The sequence below is a fragment of the Shewanella psychromarinicola genome (assembly GCF_003855155.1).
GTDB classification, from domain to species: domain Bacteria; phylum Pseudomonadota; class Gammaproteobacteria; order Enterobacterales; family Shewanellaceae; genus Shewanella; species Shewanella psychromarinicola.
The window spans coordinates 2324713-2344931 of the sequence record NZ_CP034073.1 but is presented as its reverse complement, the minus strand read 5'-3'; the positions used below and the strand labels follow the sequence as shown (position 1 = coordinate 2344931).

14 protein-coding genes are annotated in these 20219 nt (G+C 41.8%); 5 read left to right on the top strand and 9 right to left on the bottom strand.

Features of this window, described 5'->3' with window-relative positions:
- Window positions 1-12: 12 nt before the first annotated feature.
- Window positions 13-402 (bottom strand): hypothetical protein, encoded by a 390-nt coding sequence (locus EGC80_RS10235; protein WP_124012242.1) that lies wholly within the window; start codon window positions 400-402, stop codon window positions 13-15.
- The gene (nhaA, locus tag EGC80_RS10230) at window positions 338-1573 is read right to left on the bottom strand and encodes a Na+/H+ antiporter NhaA (RefSeq protein ID WP_124012243.1); all 1236 of its coding nucleotides are present in this window, start codon (window positions 1571-1573) and stop codon (window positions 338-340) included. The genes EGC80_RS10235 and nhaA overlap by 65 nt, the downstream gene beginning before the upstream one ends.
- A gap of 245 nt (window positions 1574-1818) precedes the next feature.
- Between nhaA and EGC80_RS10225 the strand changes: the two genes are divergently transcribed.
- Entirely contained in the window at window positions 1819-2670 is an 852-nt protein-coding gene (locus EGC80_RS10225) for a thymidylate synthase (protein ID WP_101034524.1), read from the top strand.
- 77 nt (window positions 2671-2747) lie between these two features.
- On the opposite strand, the gene EGC80_RS10220 is transcribed toward EGC80_RS10225, so the two are convergent.
- From EGC80_RS10220 to rppH, 3 genes are all read right to left on the bottom strand, one after another.
- Window positions 2748-3548: a sulfite exporter TauE/SafE family protein gene (locus tag EGC80_RS10220; RefSeq protein WP_124012244.1), complete on the bottom strand. Its 801-nt coding sequence runs from the start codon at window positions 3546-3548 to the stop codon at window positions 2748-2750.
- A gap of 88 nt (window positions 3549-3636) precedes the next feature.
- A complete protein-coding gene (gene ptsP / locus EGC80_RS10215; protein WP_124012245.1) occupies window positions 3637-5877 on the bottom strand; it encodes a phosphoenolpyruvate--protein phosphotransferase in 2241 nt (746 codons plus the stop codon).
- 24 nt (window positions 5878-5901) lie between these two features.
- Window positions 5902-6420, bottom strand: coding sequence for an RNA pyrophosphohydrolase (gene rppH, locus EGC80_RS10210; protein WP_101034833.1), 519 nt, complete (start codon window positions 6418-6420; stop codon window positions 5902-5904).
- 818 nt (window positions 6421-7238) lie between these two features.
- Between rppH and mutH the strand changes: the two genes are divergently transcribed.
- Complete coding sequence (gene mutH, locus EGC80_RS10205) at window positions 7239-7907, top strand: DNA mismatch repair endonuclease MutH (RefSeq protein WP_124012246.1); 669 nt, start codon at window positions 7239-7241, stop codon at window positions 7905-7907.
- Between the two features lie 233 nt (window positions 7908-8140).
- A complete protein-coding gene (locus EGC80_RS10200) occupies window positions 8141-9166 on the top strand; it encodes an adenylate/guanylate cyclase domain-containing protein (RefSeq protein WP_232772184.1) in 1026 nt (341 codons plus the stop codon).
- Between the two features lie 602 nt (window positions 9167-9768).
- Here the strand turns inward: EGC80_RS10200 and oxyR are convergent.
- From oxyR to EGC80_RS10185, 3 genes are all read right to left on the bottom strand, one after another.
- Complete coding sequence (gene oxyR / locus EGC80_RS10195) at window positions 9769-10692, bottom strand: hydrogen peroxide-inducible genes transcriptional activator OxyR (protein WP_101034519.1); 924 nt, start codon at window positions 10690-10692, stop codon at window positions 9769-9771.
- Between the two features lie 191 nt (window positions 10693-10883).
- A complete protein-coding gene (locus EGC80_RS10190; RefSeq protein ID WP_124012247.1) occupies window positions 10884-11249 on the bottom strand; it encodes an Hpt domain-containing protein in 366 nt (121 codons plus the stop codon).
- Between the two features lie 291 nt (window positions 11250-11540).
- A complete protein-coding gene (locus EGC80_RS10185; protein WP_124012248.1) occupies window positions 11541-12509 on the bottom strand; it encodes a TIGR01212 family radical SAM protein in 969 nt (322 codons plus the stop codon).
- A 522-nt stretch (window positions 12510-13031) separates the two neighbouring features.
- Here EGC80_RS10185 and gltB point away from each other — a divergent pair.
- Together gltB and EGC80_RS10175 are read left to right on the top strand one after the other, a co-directional pair.
- Complete coding sequence (gene gltB, locus EGC80_RS10180) at window positions 13032-17480, top strand: glutamate synthase large subunit (RefSeq protein ID WP_101034516.1); 4449 nt, start codon at window positions 13032-13034, stop codon at window positions 17478-17480.
- 4 nt (window positions 17481-17484) lie between these two features.
- Window positions 17485-18891: an FAD-dependent oxidoreductase gene (locus EGC80_RS10175; RefSeq protein ID WP_124012249.1), complete on the top strand. Its 1407-nt coding sequence runs from the start codon at window positions 17485-17487 to the stop codon at window positions 18889-18891.
- A gap of 171 nt (window positions 18892-19062) precedes the next feature.
- Here the strand turns inward: EGC80_RS10175 and EGC80_RS10170 are convergent, their stop codons facing one another.
- Complete coding sequence (locus EGC80_RS10170; protein WP_164839448.1) at window positions 19063-19674, bottom strand: flagellar brake protein; 612 nt, start codon at window positions 19672-19674, stop codon at window positions 19063-19065.
- Window positions 19675-20219: the final 545 nt, after the last annotated feature.

Here is a 20219-nt window from a genome sequence, read left to right as displayed (position 1 = left end):
AATACATAAACCTTACTGTTGGCTAGGGCGACAATCTAATAAGCTGTTAATCACTGACTCCAGTTCGTCACTGTTAGTAACATTGTTCAGTGAGACTTGTTCCGCTAATGCCGAAACGATTTCTGACTTCACCGGAACATGGCTGGAACAATAATTTAAATACGCTTTTTGATAACGTTTCCCTGCCCGAAACTTTAATGCTCTGGAGGCATAATCATTGGGATCAATTCGATTTGCGGTCGCATCATTGCGATACATTAATGCCCCATCAACCACACCTTCAAGATAACTTTGACAGGTTAATGATTCTGGTGATTGCTGACACACGTTAAATGAATCAGCCAATGTTGGCATCGACATCATGGTCACAAACAGACCCGATATTACAGTCACTTTTTTCATGATAACTCTCCTTTTTAGGCAGTACCTTAGCCAACCAAAAATAACCAATCACCGCCGCAAATAATGACCCAGTTAAAATCCCTAACCTTGCATAGTCACCAAATGCAGCAGGTGAATGTTCAAATGCTAAGGAAGCAATAAACACCGACATGGTAAATCCGATCCCACACATAACGGCAACAGGCGTAATGTGTCTCCAGCCAATTCCCGGAGGTAACTCAGCGAGTTTCAGTTTTACCGCTAAATAACTAAATAAAAGCACCCCAGCAGGCTTACCTAACAACAGACCAATGATGATCCCTAGCGTAATAGGTTCCGCAAATGAACTCAATGACATATTCGTTAATGACAAACCAGCATTAGCAAAAGCAAACACAGGCAGGATCATAAAGGTGCTCCATGGGTGTAAGCTATGCTCTAGCGACTCAGAAGGAGATGAACCATCTTTAGCACGAAGTGGAATACAAAACGCAATAATTACGCCGGCCAATGTCGCATGTACTCCAGATTTCAATACCGCAACCCATAAAATAAAACCAAGTAAACCGTAAGGCAGGATCGAACTGACCCCTTTTCTGTTCAGTGCGATCATAAGCACAATCGACACCGCGGCAATAATCAAACTTAGCATGGATAAATCAGTACTGTAAAACAGCGCAATAATCACAATCACCCCGAGATCATCAATAATTGCCAGCGCCAACAAAAACACTTTTAACGCCACCGGAACTCGGCTGCCAAGTAATGCCATAATACCTAGAGCAAAGGCGATATCTGTGGCAGCAGGAATAGCCCATCCGATCTGAGTATCGGGGTTAGAGTAGTTAAATGCCAAGTAAAATAATGCCGGAAATACCATGCCACCGATAGCAGCAATGCCGGGTAAGGATGCCTTTGCCACACTCGACAACGCCCCTTCAAGTAGTTCGCGCTTCACTTCTAAGCCGATTAATAAAAAGAATAATGCCATCAAGCCATCGTTAATCCACAGTAAAAGTGGCTTATCGATGTCAAGATCACCTACTCGAAGCTGTACTTCTGTGCCTAAGAAACCTTGATATACGTCAGCTAAAGGTGAATTGGCGAAAATCATCGCCAATGCCACTGCGATCATTAATAAAATGCCACCAGCAGACTCTTGGCTTAAGAAGTTTTTAATTGTACGTTCCATATAACACTCCTAAAAAACAATCGCTCAGTCTATAGAGAAAACTCAAACAATAATAATCGATTCTTTCTTGATGTTACCTCGGAATTACCGAGGTAACAAGCTGCAATAAGACGGTTTCCCGTCTTATTGTAAGTAATGCTGACATGGTGATGCTTAATTCTGATTAACGCGTTATCTACAGATTAGGTCGTGTTAATTAACCATCATTTGGGTATAATCTCGAAAAGAGAAAAGGATTTAAATACATGAAACAATATCTAGATCTGTGCCAGCGTATTGTCGATGAAGGCGAATGGGTCAATAATGCTCGCACTAACAAAAAATGCTTAACCGTGATAAATGCAGATCTCGTTTATGATGTTGCAAACAATCAATTTCCGTTAGTCACCACACGTAAAAGCTTCTGGAAATCGGCCATCGCAGAGGTCCTTGGTTATTTACGCGGTTATCAAAATGCTGCCGATTTTAGAGCATTAGGCACTAAAACATGGGATGCCAATGCCAATCTAAACCAAGCTTGGCTAGATAACCCAAACCGCAAAGGGCCCGACGATATGGGGCTCATTTATGGCGCTTTAGGACGTGCATTTCCAAAACATGATGGTGGCCACGTCGATTTACTGCAACAAATCGTCGATGATTTAACTAATGGCATAGACAATCGCGCTGAGATTTTAACCTTCTTTCACCCAGGCGCATTTGACCTAGGTTGCTTGCGTCCATGCATGTACGAGCATCACTTTTCATTACTCGGTGATACCCTGTATCTCAATAGTACCCAGAGAAGCTGTGATGTCCCGCTAGGATTGAATTTCAACATGGTACAAGTCTATGTATTGTTGGCTTTAATGGCCCAAATAACGGGTCATAAGCCCGGTAAGGCATACCATAAAATTGTTAACGCTCATATTTACGAAGATCAACTTGTCTCAATGCGGGATATTCAGCTTAAACGTGAGCCCTTTGCCTCTCCTAAGTTGATAATTAATCCAAAGATTAAAACCCTAAAAGACATTGAAACCTGGGTGACCTTAGCTGATTTTAGCGTTGAAGGTTACGAGCATCACGACGCCATTAAGTATCCTTTCGCGGTGTAATAACGGCGTTATTAATTAATAAAAAAACGCCTTTGCTCAAATACTTGAACAAAGGCGTGTCTATAACCTGACTGAGGTTAACTCAATAACAGTTTCAATCCCACTACGACTAACAAACCAGCAAAGATCTTTTTCAATACTGGTGTTGGCCAAGTGCTTGCCGCTTTTACGCCCATAGGCGCACACAGCATTGAGCTAATAATAATCCCGATTAATGCCGGTAGATAAATAAACCCTACCGAACCCTCAGGTAAATTGGGGACATCAAAGCCCGCAATGATATAGCCAATGGTACCGGATACCGCGATAAGCATTCCGGTAGCCGATGAAAACCCCACAGCTTGGCGCATTTGTAAACCGCAATAGCTCAAGAATGGCACCAGTAATACCCCACCACCAATGCCCATTAAGCCAGCAATTAACGCGATCGCCGTTGAGATGGTTAATAACACGGCAAAACTAGGCAGACTGCCACCTGTTTTGACTTTAAACGGAAACGCCATTTGTGCTGCCATTAACACGACAAAAATAGCGAAAGTCTGTTGTAAATCATCCGATGCAATTTGTTCAGAAACAAATGCCGATGCTAACGATCCAATAACAATGCCAGGGAAAATAGGCTTAAACAATTCCCAAGGTATATTACCGCGTTTGTGATGCGCAGCAGCTGAAGACATTGAGGTTAAAATAATTGATGCCAGTGATGTAGCGATAGCAACATGAGTGATTTGTGTCGAATCGATCCCGACTGAGGGCAAAATGTACAAGAGTGCAGGCACAATAATTAACCCGCCACCAATACCTAACAACCCAGCTAAAAAACCCACTACGGAACCTAAAACAAGGCAAATTAAAAATACCTGCAGCAAACTATCCACGATGACATCCTTAAAAATGACGTTTGACTATATTATCAACCATACGAAAGATCATCTAAGCATTTCCCAACCCGCTCCAATCGTATGACTAATCTATGTTAACTAAATCTGATAAATCATGTTTTCGCAAGAAATGTGCTAATAACCCTCGAACCTGGTTACCCGTTGACTGTTGTAAAATAGACTCCAACAACTCAGTTAATTCTTGTTTTGATACTCGTCTAAGTAAAAAATTTATTCTGGCTAAGCTGCCCTGGTTCATACTGAGTTTGTTATAACCCATTGCCACCAAAAGTAATGCACCATAAGGCTCACCAGCAAGTTCGCCACAAACACTCACATCCAAGTCATACTGTTTACACTCATCGACGGCTCGTTTAAGGGCTCGAAGAATACCAGGATGATAGCTATCAAATAGTGAACTCACACTAGGATTATTACGATCGACGGCCAGTAAATATTGGGTTAAATCGTTACTGCCAACCGATACGAAGTCGACCCGCTTCGCCACATCTTGCAACTGATACAATAATGCGGGTACTTCAAGCATAACGCCGACTTGAGGCCTAACCAAACGGGTATTTAATTCTTGGTTTAGTTCAGTAAACGCTTGCTCTAAATAACTTAATGTTTGATCTATTTCATCGAGATTACTGACCATTGGCAGTAATATTTTCAATTGATTGCCATTGCCAGCGGCTTGCAACATCGCACGCAATTGCACTAAAAATAACTCAGGATGATCAAGAGATAAACGAATACCACGCCAACCTAAAAACGGATTGTCTTCTTTAATCGGAAAATACGGCAACGGTTTATCGCCGCCTACATCCAAAGTACGCATCACAACAGGTCTATCACCTGCTGCACTTAATACTTGACGATATACATTGATTTGCTCTCTTTCGCTTGGAAAGCGTTGATGCAACATAAAGGGGATTTCGGTTCGATACAGCCCAATACCATCAGCACATTCAGCGATTTCAGAATCAATACCACTCAATAGTCCAGCATTGAGATATAAATGTATCCGCTCACCATCTGTGGTTACAGAAGGTAGACTCAACTCCGCAGAAAATTGTTTTTGCTTTTCGACATCTGCATCGATCAGTAGTTGGTACTCTTCAATCACTGCAGGCGATGGCGACACCAATAACTGACCACGATTGGCATTCAGAACTAATAGCTTTTGATCAATATCTACTGATAAAACATCATCAACACCAACAATGGCTGGTACACCCAGCGCACGCGCTAAAATGGCCGCATGGGCATTAACGCCACCACGCTCAGTAACAATACCCGCCAGCTTTTGACGAGGAAACTCAGCCAGTAAAGTGGCATCCACCTCTTTGGCGACTAAAATTACCGGTTTTTCAGGCTCTAATACTAACCTGCCTGGCTCTATAAGCTGTCGTAGTAGCTTTTGCCCAAGTTCGCGAATATCGCTTGCGCGTTCTTTTAGATAAGGATCTTCCATCTCTAGAAACTGTTGGATATAGCGTAATGAAACCCGGCTTACTGCAGACTCAGCCTGCCAACCTAAAGCGACTTCACGGGCATATTCGCCACCAAGGCTAGAATCATCCAACAGTAACTGAAATGCGGTAAAAATAGACGCAACATCAGCCGATTTTTCTTGTTCGAATCGTTGCGAAATTGACGACAGGATGTCTTTACAACGCTGCATAGCCGACTTTAAGCGCTGAATCTCAACATCAATATTGGCACAAGCCACCTCGGCTTGTTCCAATGAAATAACACCACCTAATACCAGGCCATGAGCAATCGCAATACCACTAGATGCATTAATACCACTGAAAACAACTTGTTGTTGTACACTGGTATTTGACGCTTTGTGCTTCAAACTGCGCACAATCACTGCGAGTTGAGCGGCTAAGGTCATTAAAAATGCTTCTTCGCTTTCACTGAACTGACGGGCTTCAGGTTGCTGTACGACAATAACGCCGACAAGCTGTTTTTGAAAAATAATCGGCACAGCCAAAAATGCGCGATATTCTTCTTCTGCTGCTTCGGGAAATAATTTAAAACGAGGATGAATACGTGCATCAGCGAGATTGATAGCTTCTTCACGTTCTGCAACTAAGCCGACTAAGCCTTCTGATATTGGCATGCTGACTCTGCCCACAGCAGATTGTTGTAACCCTTCAGTGGCCGATAAGACAAGATTTTGTTTTTCAAGGATATAAATAGAACAGCAATGGGTCTCCATTGCTAATCGAGTTTGTGACACTAATATATTTAATGCACTTTCAAGGCTGCTTGCTCTGGCAACAGCTTGAGTGATATCCCTGAGCATATTTAACACTGTTCCAATCCTCTTTGAAATCAGTTAACTCCGTTGTTTGCTTCGTTTTTTACTAAACTCGCGCGTTTGTAGCGCTAATGTCGTCGATGCGAACTCTTTCATTACTTTTCTATATACGTCGCGTTTAAAAGACACTACCTGACGAACAGGATACCAATAACTGACCCAACGCCAATCATCAAACTCAGGATGACCAGAAGAATTCAAGTTAATGGTATTATCGTGACCTTTCAATTGTAGTAAAAACCATTTCTGTTTTTGGCCAATGCAAACAGGTTTGCTTTCTTGGCGAACCAAACGCTTAGGTAAACGATATCGTAACCAAGAACGAGTGGACATTAGAATTTGAACATGTTCAGGTCTGAGTCCCACTTCTTCGTAAAGCTCTCGATACATGGCTTCTTCTGGTGACTCGCCATCATCTAACCCACCTTGTGGAAACTGCCATGAATGCTGACCAAAACGTCTGGCCCACATAACTTGTCCAAATTTATTACAGATAATGATGCCCACATTTGCGCGAAAGCCGTCGCTATCAATCACATGGACTCCGAAAATAGCAATTTTTATATCGTCTGATTGTTTCACAAAGCATGCCTATCGGCAAACCTCTATTTACTGTGGATAATTGAATAACAATGTTAATAAGTCAGAATTATCAACAATTGATTAAAGCCACTCTGTGGATTATCCACAAAATCTGTGGATATCTCTGTTCGAAACTTTAGTGAGGCTTGATAACAGGGTAAAAAACCATTGAGATTTTTTTAAGAAAAACAGCACATAACTATAAATAAAACTATATTAACAATGATTTATAAATATTTACAAACTATCAAAATATCCGATCGCCACTATCGTACAAAAAACATACAAGCCTAATTAAGATAGGTAATCACTCATTTAGCAACTTAAGTTATACACAAATAACAAGGCTTATTTTAAATTAAACCCCTTAAAAAGCCATTTTATTGCGTTGACTTGGTGTTTTTAATCAGTTAAAGACACATTTTATGACAGTTATCCATTAAATCTGTGGATAAGTATGTGTGAAATACAGGGGGAAAATGAGTGTAACTCGGGACAAGTATATTAAAAAAACAACGACACATTAAAAATATAATATTAAACAGTAACTTGGAACTAAATTCAATCAAGCTGTTTGAAGTGACCAATAATAGTTTACTTTATAACCTGCTCGTGGATAATTCACTAAACTTATTATAAATTAATAACCTTGTATAAATTTATGACCTTTTTATACATTAACTAAACTTGGTATCGATGAATATTACTTGATAGCATAACCTGTTGATTTTGATTGTCGACTAATCCATTTACCCAGAGGCAAAGACTCATTCATGGCTAAATCATCGCCCTTAAATCTTAGCGAATTAATGGAAAGAGCGCACAACATGGCAGGTATTCGTTTAGCTGACATCGCAGCCGATAATCGTATATTGGTGCCGGTGGATTTACGCCGAGATAAAGGTTGGGTGGGCCAACTTATTGAATCTGAATTAGGGGCGCTCGCGGGATCAAAACCTGAGCAAGACTTTCTCCATTTAGGGGTTGAACTCAAAACAATCCCTATCGGTCATAAAGGCAAACCACTTGAAACCACTTATGTCACAGTCGCACCACTGACAAACATTCAGGGTATGACCTGGGAAAACAGTGTGGTTTATCATAAACTGCAGCGGGTTTTATGGATACCGGTTGAAGGGGAGCGAAGCATTCCGGTGGGAGATCGTCGTATAGGTACCCCCATACTGTGGCAACCCAACACTAAACAAGCCAAACAATTACAACAAGATTGGGAAGAGATAATGGAGCTCATTGCGCTAGGTCAGGTTGATAAAATTACCGCGCGTCAGGGTGAAGTACTTCAATTACGTCCAAAAGCAGCTAATAGTCAAATACTCACCGAAAGCATCGCCGAAGACGGCAGTATTCAATTATCAAACCCCCGAGGGTTTTATCTCAAAATTGATTTTACTCAACAGATTTTAACCAATGCATTTTCATAATCTGTTGCGATAACAATCCTTGGTATTGTTAGCAATATTGGAAAAAGATTGCGTTAGAGCACTTATTTTTTCACTTCTATTGATCTAAATCACAAATAAACTATCACATGTAAGTAAAACTTCTATAGACTACCACCCTTATATACTAGGTCATTTAGGCAACCACATACTCCGTGAAAGCACGCCGTCAAACTCAAAAATTATTGTTCGCTATTTTTGCCTGGTGTGTAGCAATGGCTTCTTTCGTTTTTTTTCGCTACTCACAGTCATCGCAGTTGCCCGAATGGGCTATTGGTAACGCTGATTTAGCCACACTAGCAATATTTATGGGGTTTATATTTGGCAGTTTGCATTGGATGTCGAATTTAATTGCAGACTTTAGCGCCATCAGCCGCCTACCTTATCTGTTCTCCGTCGTGTTTAAAGGGTTATTTTTACTACTCGGCGCGACCACATTGGCCTATGTCACTCAGTTTTTAAATATGTGGGCGATTGAAAACCACATGTTAACGTTACGGCAAATGATCACCGTCCACATTATTTACAGCCCATCGTTTCAGGCGTTAGTGGTGTATCTTGTCGTGGTGCGGGTCGGATTAGCTTTTATTGAACAAATGTCACTCTTGGTTGGCCCCAAAGTATTACTTAATATTGGCTTGGGTAAATACCACAAACCACGTTACGAGCAACAATTGTTCTTATTTATTGATATGGTGTCATCCACGGCCCACGCAGAGACCTTAGGTGATTATCGTTTTAGTCGTTTAATTCAAGATAGCTTCAGTTTGCTCGCGGACACGGTGACAGATAATGAAGCTGAAATTTACCGCTATATGGGCGATGCCGTATTAATTCACTGGCCGTTAGAACAAGGCATTAAACAAGATAGGTGCATGAATATCTATTTTGAGTTTTGTCAGCAGTTACAGTGGCAAAGACAGTATTTTGAACAGCAATATGGGTTTGTGCCTAAATTCAAATCTGCTGCACATTGTGGTCAAGTGGTAGCCGCGGTGGTTGGCGTACATAAACAAGAAATTAGCTTTTTTAGTGATGTCCTTAATACCTTGGCGCGGCTACAAGATCAATGTAATCCATTAGGTCAAAGGATGTTGTTATCAGGAGATGTGGTGCATCGGCTTGAGCAACAAAACAGCAAATATAAGCTCACTGACTTAGGCCCAATAATACTTAAAGGTAAGCAACTTCCTACTCAAGTCTATGGTGTTGCCCCGATACAGTCCAATCCCCCTCGTTAAGGTGAGTTAATCTCAACTCGCGACATTGAACGGTTATCAAACGGCCTAAGCTTGTGTAAATAGGGTTACGTTACCGCCATCACTTATAACCGACAGACGCTTGTTAATGCACCTTGTTTGCAGACAATGACAGTTTGCTAAACAAGACCTACCACTGTGCTGATGTTGCTAACATTTTCCCACCTATCACCTTACATAGAGGTTAATTAACCTCAACTCGGCATAATAAACAGTTATCAAACGGCCCAAGGTTGCGTGAAGAGAGTTTAGGTTACTGCAATCACTTATACCGACAGACGCTTGTTAATGCACCTTGTTTGCAGACAATGAAAGTTTGCTAAACAAGACTTGCCACTGTGCTGATGTCGATAACATTCACCACCTATCCCCTCGCGTTGAGGTTAATTAACCTCAACTTGGCATAATAAACGGTTATCAAATGCTCTTAGCCCTGCTCTGTGCATAGACTTATGGGTAAAAGATATCCGTTGATGGGGCTTTTAACCCCTGGGTGCGCCTTGTTAGTAAAACAACTGGCCAGTGTGATATTGAGACTGTAAATAAACCTTTTGTTATCGACTTATCCCATGTCTCAACCCTAGTTAATGTTTGTTCGGTAATGATTGTGCGAGCAGTTTTTGCTGTATCGCTAGGCCTAAGGTTCTAAACGTTGAAATCCGGCTAGTCGTTTGTCGCCAAACCAATCCAATCTCACGATAGGGTGCCTCACCCGGTGGATCCATTGCGACAAGATCTGTGTCGGTTAAAATCCCGGTATCAATTGCCATTTGCGGTAAAAAAGTGGTCCCCAGTTTGCTGTTTACCATCTGCACTAAAGTGTGCAAACTCGTGGCAGCAAATGGATTGATTTTAGCGCTATTACCAAGCTGACAAGCCGTTATCGCGTGTCCGGTAATACAATGTTCTGCTTGCAGTAAAAAAATACTTTCATCGGGCATTTTTTGATAATCAATCGGTTGCAAAAATTGTTGCGATACCTCTTTATGCATTACTATTTTAAATGGATCGATACCGACTTTCATGCTGTGAAAACCACTTGTGTCGACAGGTAAAGCGAGTATCAATAGATCTAACTCCCCTTTTGCTAACGCTCCTAATAAGCGTTCAGTTGTGTCTTCTTTTAATAACAAACTGAGTTTAGGGTAGTCTTGCTGACATAACTTGACCACTCGACTGAGTAAAAAAGGTGCGATAGTCGGAATACACCCTAAGCGGACCTCACCGGTCATAGGTTCACCTTGATTTTTAACCAATTCTACTAAATCATCAACATTAGTTAAAATACTTCGAGCACGTTCCACCACCTGTTCACCGATGGCGGTAAACATAAACGATTTATGGTCGCGTTCAATTAACTGATAACCCAGTTGCTCTTCAAGATTTTGAATGCCGCTAGATAGTGTAGATTGACTGACAAAACACATTTTGGCTGCGCGATTAAAATTCTGTTCTTGGTGTAAATGAACCAAGTAATAAAGGTTTTTGAGGCTTGGAAGATTTTTCATATAAACGATTGCCCTTATCTATTTTAATTCAAATAGTGAATTAAAACGGGCGAAATAACAAGACGTCTATGTGTAATAGTCAATAGACGCCCATAAAAAATGCCTCTTTAATAAGAGGCATTTCAAAAAAGCGCTTTTAGGCACTAATGGAGGTTAATATCTATCCATTATGCTACCTACATAACGGACAATTACGCTTTTGCTTCTAAATAGGCTTTCAATTGCTGTAAATCTTCAGCGGCGTGGTCAACAATTACAGCAAGCCATACTTTATGCTCAGTGTCCCATTGGGTTTCTTCACCGTGCTGTAATAACTGTGAGAATTGCTGAATGCGTTTAAGGCCAACAGATCCCGCAGCGCCTTTAAATTTATGGGCTTCTGCACATAACGTATCTTTATCATTTGCATCGCCAGCTTTCACTAGGCTACTGACATATTCAGGCATTAGCTGCTCGAATAACACTACGCTTTTCAATAACGTTCCAGCACCAATGGCACTGATATATTGCTCAAGCGTATTGAGATCCAATATTGAGTCTAACTGCGTTGTGGCCATAAAGGCACCTCTATCAATAATATAACTTTCTAGAATTTTAAATATGATACCGAGTAAAATACCCTATGCAAGGCTTGCCAATATTTAGCTGCGATTTAATTATAAATATTACATTTTACTAACACAACTGATCAACTGGTATTACCAATGTTTAAAAATACCTCATATTGGTAATGTTTTATTCAATAATGAGTAAATAATCGTTACCACCCTTGTATTACGTCATAAAAACCGACCTTTATTTTGATCGTATTCAGCTGACTCACGACCAATCTATCGATATCTCTAACACTAAACCGTTTTACTTTGGCTACACATTAAAGCGCTACCTTGGCCGCCAAAGTCTCGTAACTCATTAACAATCGCAACAAGACCATCCCAACGAAAAGCACACCAATCAGGCGCAAGCAACATTGGTTTTTTTGCATAAGCGGTCACGCGATGGAAGATAATGTCTTTTGGGGTGTGACGGATCAGTTTTGCGACCTCTGAAGCATACTCGTCCAGACCGATCAATGGCATGGGATTATAACGCCATTGTTTTGCCATAATACTGCCTTCTACAATATGTAGTGGGTGCAGTTTTAGCCCATCAACACCTATCCCTAATACGGTTTGTAAGCTATTAAAGTAGTCCACGGAAGTTTCTCCTGGGAGGCCTAGTATCAGATGGGTGCACACTTTAATCCCTCTAGCACGAGCCTTTTTAACGGTTTGACGGTATTGGCATAATTGATGGCCACGATTAATCCGCTTTAAGGTCTGATTATTGGCCGTTTGTAAACCAAGCTCCAGCCACACCTCGATGCCTCGTTGTTGATACTCAACCAATAAATCAAGTACTTCATTAGGCACACAGTCAGGACGAGTACCAATATGAAGCCCGACAATATCGGTATCTTCAACGGCTTGATCATATTTTTGCTTGAGTACTTTGTACTCATCGTAAGTGCTGGTATAGGCCTGAAAATAAGCAATATATTTTGCTGTCGACGCTGGGGCTACTTCAGTGGGAAGCACACTTTTTTTGGCTGACTGGGCACGTATTTTTCCTTCGGATAATTGCACTGCAATGGGTTGAGCACTGTCTTGTTCTCCGCTAAATGAAGCCACATTACAAAAAGTACAACCGCCTACGCCTAAGGTGCCATCTCGATTAGGACAAGTAAATTGGGCATCTATAGTTAATTTTTTTATGCGTTGGCCATAACGTTGCTTGCAATGTAAACCAAATGTATTAACGTAGTCATCTAAACCCAAAATTTACTCTCAACATTACTTTAAAGTTCGCCAGTTTAGTCAACCGATACACACCTGTCTTGGTGCTAAATCAATAAAATAGTTTATCTATTGGCGCTGGCAGTAAACTTGTGCGCTAACGCTAAAAACAGTTAACACCATTTAATCAACTTACAAAACACTCGATATGAATATTTAGTCATTTAGAATAATTTTTTACTCAAAGACTGTGTTTGAAATAAAATTCACTCTTTTTGTTTCAAAAACACTTCTTTGTTGTTGTTGCAAAAAAGTAGCTGATCATTTTATCATTTTCTAAAATTCTTTTTATTCATAAGGTTATAGGTGATATCTCACAGTTTACGTTAACGTAAGGTTGGTAGGGTATTACGTTTTATGAGTAATTATATTTCAGTTTGTTGCATTTTTTTGGTTTGACCTTTATTCAATCTCAGTTTATTTTGAATGGTTCGGGTGCATATCTATGGATATTCTTTGAATTTACCCCGAGTCGTATCTAGTAGAGGTTTAGGGGGTTTTTGTATGAGCTTGTATCATCCCAGTTTTGAGCGTGACAATTGCGGATTTGGTTTAATTGCACAAATGGATGGTGACGCGAGTCACCGCATTGTGCGTACTGCGATTCATGGTCTCGATCGAATGAAGCATCGTGGTGGTATTGCAGCGGACGGACGCACAGGTGATGGCTGTGGTCTATTAATGCAAATGCCTACAGGTTTTTTTAAAGCTATTGCGGCAGAAAATGATTGGCATTTGAGCCGAAAGTTTGCCGTGGGTATGCTATTTCTCAGCCAAGATAAACAACGCGCTGATGAAGCCAAACTTATCTTAGAAAAAGAACTACAACGAGAAACGTTAAGTGTCGCTGGTTGGCGTAAAGTTCCGATTAATCCTGATGTTTTGGGGGAGATTGGTCGGGAAAGCTTGCCACAGATTTATCAAGTATTGATCAACGCGCCAGTTGGCTGGCGGGAAAAAGATCTTGAACGTCGCTTGTACATGGCGCGTCGCCGACTTGAACAGCAAATCACTGATGATGAAGACTTTTACGTTGCCAGTCTTTCTGGGCAAGTGATTGTCTATAAAGGGTTAATGATGCCAGCCGATCTGCCGTCATTTTACACAGACTTAGCAGACATACGTTTGAAAAGTGCCATTTGTTTATTTCACCAGCGCTTTTCAACCAACACACATCCCAAGTGGCCATTAGCCCAACCATTTCGATATCTTGCCCATAACGGTGAAATCAATACCATTACCGGTAATCGTCAATGGGCTAGAGCGCGTGCCTATAAGTTTAATTCGCCTTTATTGCCCGATTTACAACAAGCGGCACCCTTTGTTAACGAAACCGGTTCAGACTCCTCTTCTTTAGATAATATGCTCGAAATGCTGTTATCAGGAGGGATGGATTTATACCGAGCTATGCGTTTACTTATTCCACCAGCATGGCAATCAAACCCAGAGATGGACGACGAGTTAAAAGCTTTCTATGATTTTAACTCAATGCACATGGAGCCGTGGGACGGCCCTGCTGGCATTGTAATGACTAATGGTCGTCATGCTGCCTGTGCGGTTGATCGCAACGGCTTACGCCCTTCTCGTTACGTTATAACCAAGGATCGTATCTTAACCTTAGCCTCTGAAGTCGGCATTTGGGATTACGCAGCCGATGAAGTGATTGAAAAAGGCCGTGTTGGGCCGGGTGAATTATTAGTATTAGACACCTTGAACGGTCATTTGCACCACTCTTTTGAAATTGATAACGACTTAAAACGTCGTCATCCTTATAAAGAATGGATGGCTAAAAATAGTCAGACTTTAATCCCTGCTGAGCAAATGCCTCCCAGCAAACAAGGTTCAAGTGGCTTTGATGCTAAAACACTGCTGCAATACCAAAAACAGTTTGGTTTTACTCGTGAAGAATTAGAGCAAGTTATTTGGGTACTCGCCAGTAAAGGTGAAGAAGCCGTCGGCTCAATGGGTGATGATACTCCCATGGCAGTATTGTCGAAAAAATCGCGTTCATTGTATGATTATTTCCGTCAGAAATTTGCTCAAGTCACCAACCCACCAATTGACCCATTACGTGAAAAACACGTGATGTCATTAGCCACTTGTGTAGGCCGCGAGCAAAATCTATTTAGCGAAACCACTGGCAACGCTTACCGAGTGATGTTTAATTCGCCGATTTTATTATTCAGTGACTTTAATCAACTGCTTGGCTTAGATAGCACCAACTATCGCGCTAATATGGTTGATTTAAACTATGATACCCACGAAACCCTAGAGCAGGCGATCCGTCGTATAACGGATGAGGCAGAACGCCTAGCGCGCAGTGGCACAACATTATTAGTCTTGTCTGATCGTGCAGTAGCGGAAAATGCACAAGTCATCCCTGCCGCTATGGCTGTGGGTTCTGTGCAGACACGTTTAGTGGATAAAAGTTTACGCTGCGACACCAACATTATTGTTGAAACGGCATCTGCCCGTGACCCGCATCACTTTGCGGTGCTGCTAGGTTTTGGCGCGACAGCTATCTACCCTTACCTTGCCTATGAATCTATCTCTGCAATGGCGAAATCACGTCAAGTAGAAGATGTAACGCCTTTATTGCTTAACTTCCGTTTTGGCATTGAAAAAGGCTTACGTAAAATCATGTCTAAAATGGGTATCAGCACTGTGGGGTCATACCGTTGTAGTCAACAATTTGAAGCCGTGGGTTTAGCCAGTGATGTCATTGAATTATGCTTTAAAGGCGTCATTAGCCGTATTGAAGGCGTCACCTTTACCCATATCGCCGATGACCAAAAGATACTTCATACTGCTGCGTATCGCGCGCATATGCCGTTACCTCAAGGTGGGTTGCTAAAGTATGTTGAAGGCGGTGAATACCACTGTTTTAATCCAGACGTAGTCAATACCCTACAAGCATCACTTAAAGACAAAAACTATGCTGAGTATAAAAAGTTTACTCACTTAGTTGATGACCGCCCAGTGGCAACGTTACGTGACTTAATTGGCATCAAAGGTCAACTTGACGCTGTGGAACAAGACACCGTTGAAGGAGCTGAAAAGCTCTACTCTCGCTTTGACAGTGCCGCCATGAGTATTGGTGCCTTAAGCCCTGAAGCTCATGAAGCCTTAGCCGTTGCGATGAATCGTCTTGGTGGACGCTCAAACTCTGGTGAAGGTGGCGAAGATGCGCGTCGTTTCAATAGCGAGCGTAACTCTGCCATTAAACAAATTGCATCTGGCCGATTTGGGGTAACAGCACACTATCTTGTTAACGCTGATGTGCTGCAAATTAAAGTGGCCCAAGGGGCTAAACCTGGTGAAGGTGGTCAGCTGCCTGGTCATAAAGTCAGTGTTGAAATTGCAGGGCTGCGTCATGCTCGTCCTGGCGTAACGTTAATTTCACCACCGCCACACCACGATATTTATTCAATTGAAGATTTAGCCCAGCTGATTTTCGATTTAAAACAAATCAATCCAAAAGCCTTAGTGTCGGTCAAGCTGGTTTCTGAACCGGGTGTTGGCACCATTGCAACGGGTGTCGCCAAAGCCTATGCCGATATGATCACCATATCCGGTTACGACGGCGGTACTGGCGCAAGTCCAATTACCTCGGTTAAGTATGCCGGGTCACCTTGGGAACTAGGCTTAGCTGAAGTGCATCAGTCGCTGGTAGAAAATGGCTTACGTCATAAAATTCGTCTGCAAGTTGATGGTGGCTTAAAAACGGGTACCGACGTGATTAAAGCCGCTTTACTTGGGGCAGAAAGCTTTGGTTTTGGTACGGTGCCAATGATTGCGTTAGGGTGTAAATACTTACGTATTTGTCACCTCAATAACTGTGCAACCGGTGTGGCAACCCAAAATAAAAACTTACGTGAAAACCATTTCCACGGTTTACCGGAACGTGTGATGACCTACTTTGAGTTTGTGGCTCAAGAAGTGCGTGAATGGATGGCGGCATTAGGCGTGACACAATTTGACGATCTGATCGGACGTAGTGACTGGTTATATACGCTCGAAGGTCAAACAGATAAGCAACGAGGTTTAGATTTAGCGCCGATTTTATATAAACCTAAAGTGCAGCCAAACTCGTCACTCACTTGGAAAGAAACTAACCCACCGTCAGACGTAGGTCAGTTAAACCAAACCCTATTAGCAGATTGTCGTAAAGCGGTTGATACTGGAGAGCCTTTCTCTTGTCAATATCAAATCAATAATACCGATCGTTCAGTGGGTGCAACATTGTCAGGCTATATTGCAACTACCGTAGGCGTGGCAGGGGCAAAACAGCCGTTAACACTTGCCTTTAGTGGTAGCGCAGGTCAAAGCTTCGGCGTGTGGAACAGTCCAGGCCTTGAACTTAAGCTCTGCGGCGATGCCAATGACTATGTTGGCAAAGGGATGTCTGGCGGTAAGATCGTAATTCACCCCCCTATTGGTAGCCCGTTCCAAAGTGAACGCAGCGCCATCATGGGCAACACTTGTTTGTATGGTGCTACGGGCGGTAAATTGTTTGCAGCGGGACAAGCGGGTGAGCGTTTCGCGGTTCGTAATTCTGGTGCCATCGCGGTTGTTGAAGGCTCTGGTGATAATTGCTGCGAATACATGACTAGCGGTATCGTGGTTATCTTAGGTAAAACGGGGGTCAACTTCGGCGCGGGGATGACAGGCGGATTTGCCTATGTATTCGACCAATTTGGTCGTTTTAATCGCCGGGTTAACACCGAAATGGTCGACACTCATAAAATAGAATCAAAAATCCACCAACAACACTTAAAATCGTTAATTGAAACTCATTATGCTGAAACAGGCAGTGAGCATGCCAATCTGATATTAAGTGATTTTGAAAACTGGTTGGATTGTTTTGTATTAGTAAAACCAAAGAATATTGCCGTTGCCGACCTGCTAAAAATTGAGCAGAAGAGTCCGGAATTAGTGGTAAAGGCGGGGTAACATTATGAGCAATGACTTTCAATTTATCGAAGTGGGTCGAGTAGACCCCATTAAACATGAAGCAAAAAAACGTGCTACACAATTTATTGAAATTTATCAGCCGTATACGCAACCTGAAGTCAAGCAACAAGCAGACCGTTGTCTTGACTGTGGTAACCCTTATTGTGAATGGAAATGCCCACTGCATAACTACATTCCAAACTGGTTAAAACTGGCAGAAGAAGGTCGCATTATGGAAGCGGCAGACTTGGTACATGAGACCAATACTCTGCCAGAAATTTGTGGACGAGTGTGTCCACAAGACCGTTTATGTGAAGGTGCCTGTACCTTAAACGATGACTTTGGTGCTGTCACTATTGGTAGTGTTGAAAAATACATTACCGATACCGCTATCTCGCAAGGATGGCGCCCCGACATGACCAAGGTGACACCACGCACAGAGCGTGTTGCCATTATTGGAGCCGGTCCTGCAGGTCTTGGTTGTGCTGATGTGTTGGCTCGCAATGGCGTGCAAGCAGTGGTATATGATAAATATCCTCAAATTGGGGGGTTGCTTACTTATGGCATCCCTTCTTTTAAGCTTGATAAAGAGGTTATGGCGACTCGCCGTTCAGTACTTGAAGGCATGGGGATTAAATTTAAATTGGGGATTACCGTTGGTAAAGATGTGAGCTTTCAGAGTCTATTAGACGAATACGATTCTGTCTTTCTTGGTATGGGTACCTACACAGCCATGAAAGCGAAACTGCCCAATGAAGAAGCGCAAGGCGTGATCCAAGCGCTGCCATATCTTGTCGGTAATACGCATCATATTATGGGCACTCAAGACGACGCTACACCGTATTTAAGCCTTGAAGGTAAAAATGTGGTTGTATTGGGCGGCGGTGATACTGCGATGGATTGTTTACGTACCGCAGTGCGCCAAGGTGCTAAAAGTGTCACATGTGCTTATCGTCGTGACGAAGCCAACATGCCCGGTTCACGTCGTGAAGTAAAAAATGCCCGCGAAGAAGGGGTCAATTTCTTATTTAATCGTCAACCTGTGGCAATTAAAGCTGAAAATGGTCATGTGGTCGGTATTGAGTGCGTTGAAACCAAAATGGGCGAAGCTGATGCCAGCGGACGTCAACGCGCTGAAATCATTGCAGGTAGTGAGCAAGTATTAGCAACCGATGCGCTGATCATTGCCTTTGGCTTCCAAGCGAGTCCTGCATCTTGGTTTAGTGAGTTTGGTATCGAAACCAACGAATGGGGATTAGTTAAAGCTAATAAAACAGATGATAATCCTTTCCAAACCACGAATGCTAAAGTGTTTGCCGGTGGTGATATGGTGCGGGGTTCTGACTTAGTTGTTACAGCAATAGCTGAAGGCCGAGACGCTGCATTAGGTATTTTAAATTATTTAAATTAACGACTTACTAACCTCTAGCCTGCAATGGGCTAAAGGGTAGCGTTCAAAGGTTAACAAGTTAATAAGTTAGCTTGATAATAAAAGTCGCCATAACGTGTTTGCTTGTGAATTTTGCGCATCTTCTGATGCGCTTTTTTTCATCTTTTTTTTGCAAAAATGACTCATTTTAGATCACGATTTTTTGGTCGAATTCACCAAACAATAACTGAAAATATTGTCGGTTAACTCAGGATGTTCATCTGAGAATTTAATCCCAACATGCAGTTTACCGTCGACATGTTGAATTTTAACCGCACTGCCAGTTAAGATGCCAGAAAGATCAGTATTAATCGAAATAGCCACATGCATTTGCTCGCCCTGCTCAATACTCACGGCGTTAGCATCTAATGTCAGTAAACAACCCGAAAATGAAAAATCAACCATGGTAGCGCTAACTTTACTCTCGTTGTGAATAACAAACACGGCTTGCTCTATATTGACTCTGGGCTGATCTCTGACCTTTTTCTTGGTGATGGCTTTGGGCACACTAAGACACAACATTTTAATCGGATGATTTACCACAGATAATATGGTCGACTTAAAAGCAATAATGTCTTTAAAGCCACTATTAGTTATCGCTCTGACAACAATTTCAGCGTTAGCTAGCATGTACTGATAAGCCTCAGAAAAACCTTTATTTGGATACTCAATCAAGATAAAACGCTCCAGTTGATATCCAATCATGCTCGAACGTGATTGCACGGTTTTACCATTGGCAAAATGAATCTCAATGAATAATTCCATGCCTATGTCAATCAGGCGAAGGTCTTCATACAACGTAACGCTTATGGGGTTTTTCATCATTTACCTGCCATAGTGTAACTCGTCATAATAGCGCTCTTTTTTATCAAAAAAAACATAAAAATCAATAATGTAAACATATCAGATGTAGCTCAAAAATAATAATAGCCTTGTTGATTCTAGTTAATCTCAACTCACAATAAAAGCTAGGGAAACTAGGTAACGGTCAAATATGTTCAGGATAGTCATATCAACCATGTCATTCGTTTTGCTAACAAGCTGCAAAATTAGGTGTCTATTTTAGTCAATGCCGACAGCAGAACAAAGGCCTATTTAATCAGCGGTTATTATCTCAAGTAGAGGTTACTTATACTAAACAGTGATAATGGATACTGACTACGGTTTATCAATCCGTCACAAAGCGAATCACCTCACCCACCCATAAAAAACATAACCCACTGTTTCAAAAATAAATAATAACCAAAAACTGATTATTAAATTATTTTCTATCCACAATAATCTCGCAGATAACCCTTGTTGCCACTAAC